Here is a 1,391-nt window from a genome sequence, read left to right on the forward strand (position 1 = left end):
CTGTACTTCGGGGAAATTCAGGGGCCACTGAATAAGGCTGTGCAGCACGAGCAATACAGACGCGGACGTTGGGAACGCCGGGGAGGCTCCCCGGCAATCTCCCGTCTGATGGCCGGCACAGAGTCGCCAAAGAAGCCGTTGAGCTGGGCCAGTCGCAGCCATTGCAGGAACAGCAAAGCCACCAGACACAGGACCGAATGGTGGTGCAGGCCCTGCCAGGTTCGCCCTTCAAAATGATCCAGCCCCACTTCCTGCTTGAGCTCTCGGTGGCCCAGTTCACACGCCCACCGTTGTTTGGTCACCCGAACCAAATGATCAAACGATGTCTCCGGCGGCAAATTGCAGAGGTAATACTTTCGTTCTCTGCGGGCACGCTGCTCCCCGATCACCCATGCACCTTCTCCTGGAAGGTGCTGTCCGCGGGCGTTCTCGTTTCCGTCCGCCAGCCGAACATACTTGGCCGCGAATGTCCCCATCAGTGGCCCTTTCGTGCCCTGGCGCCATATGACGCGGCGCCACTGTTCGCGGCTCAGCACGGTCTCGATCGTTTCCGCCTCCTCAGATGGGGTCGGATATTTCTGCGGCCGCCCCCGGGCGTGCTCCGGAATGGGGATCAGATGCACGTGTGCAGGGTAAACCCGCTGGGTGCGGATCGTTCCCACGGACCACCGCAAGCCTCGGTCGGTCAGGGCGCGTCGAAATTTTGCGTTCACTCCATATCCTGCGTCAGCGAGGACCATCCCGAACTGCACACTTCCCACCAGATCGTCGATCTCCCGCAGGGCGAGTTCCCATTTGGTGGATCCCAGTAGGTGTTCCACAGGAACACCCGCCTGCACGCACCGCTCCGGGTTTGTTGACCATTCCGACGGCAGAAACAATTTCAAGCGTAGGGGAATGGGAATCTCATCGCGCGCCAGCGTGACCGACACCAGACACTGACAGTTAGTGATCTTTCCCACCTGCCCGGAGTACTGCCGACCTACGCCAACGGAGTGCGAGCCAAATTTGGTCAGGCAGGTGTCGTCAATGATCAGCACGGCATCACGGCCACCCAGAAGGTGCTGTGCCCGGTCGGCGATGATTCGCTCCAGTCCCACGGTCTTCCAGGGGCTGTCGGTGATGAAGTGCTGCAGGTGATCCTGCTTTCCGGGCGCCACCTGGTCGGCCAGCGGTTGCAGGCTTTTCCGGGGGGCGGAACTACACAGGCCCTGCACGTAGACCGGGGCCCAGCAGCGCTGGGCCCGATGGCGGAAACACATTTGAAACGGGGAGAACCACGTCGGGAAGTGACGAGTCCACTGGGGGCGTCGAGCACGCTTCAACAAGAAGGCCAGCATCGCAGATGCTGGCCAGGAGGACGCTGATGAATATTCCCCGAAGTACAGCTA

Annotated in this window: 1 protein-coding gene; it reads right to left on the reverse strand. The window is 61.0% G+C overall.

Going from position 1 to position 1,391, the window contains the following annotated elements; genetic code table 11:
* Positions 1-17: 17 nt before the first annotated feature.
* Positions 18-1,340 (reverse strand): IS701 family transposase, encoded by a 1,323-nt coding sequence (locus K7W42_RS22670; protein WP_224577673.1) that lies wholly within the window; start codon positions 1,338-1,340, stop codon positions 18-20.
* Between the last annotated feature and the right edge of the window lie 51 nt (positions 1,341-1,391).

Source organism: Deinococcus betulae, assembly GCF_020166395.1.
GTDB lineage: Bacteria > Deinococcota > Deinococci > Deinococcales > Deinococcaceae > Deinococcus > Deinococcus betulae.

Excerpts from the sequence above, each read along its gene's own strand:
- K7W42_RS22670 (WP_224577673.1), bottom strand. The coding sequence starts at position 1,340 with ATGCTGGCCTTCTTGTTGAAGCGTGCTCGACGCCCCCAGTGGACTCGT.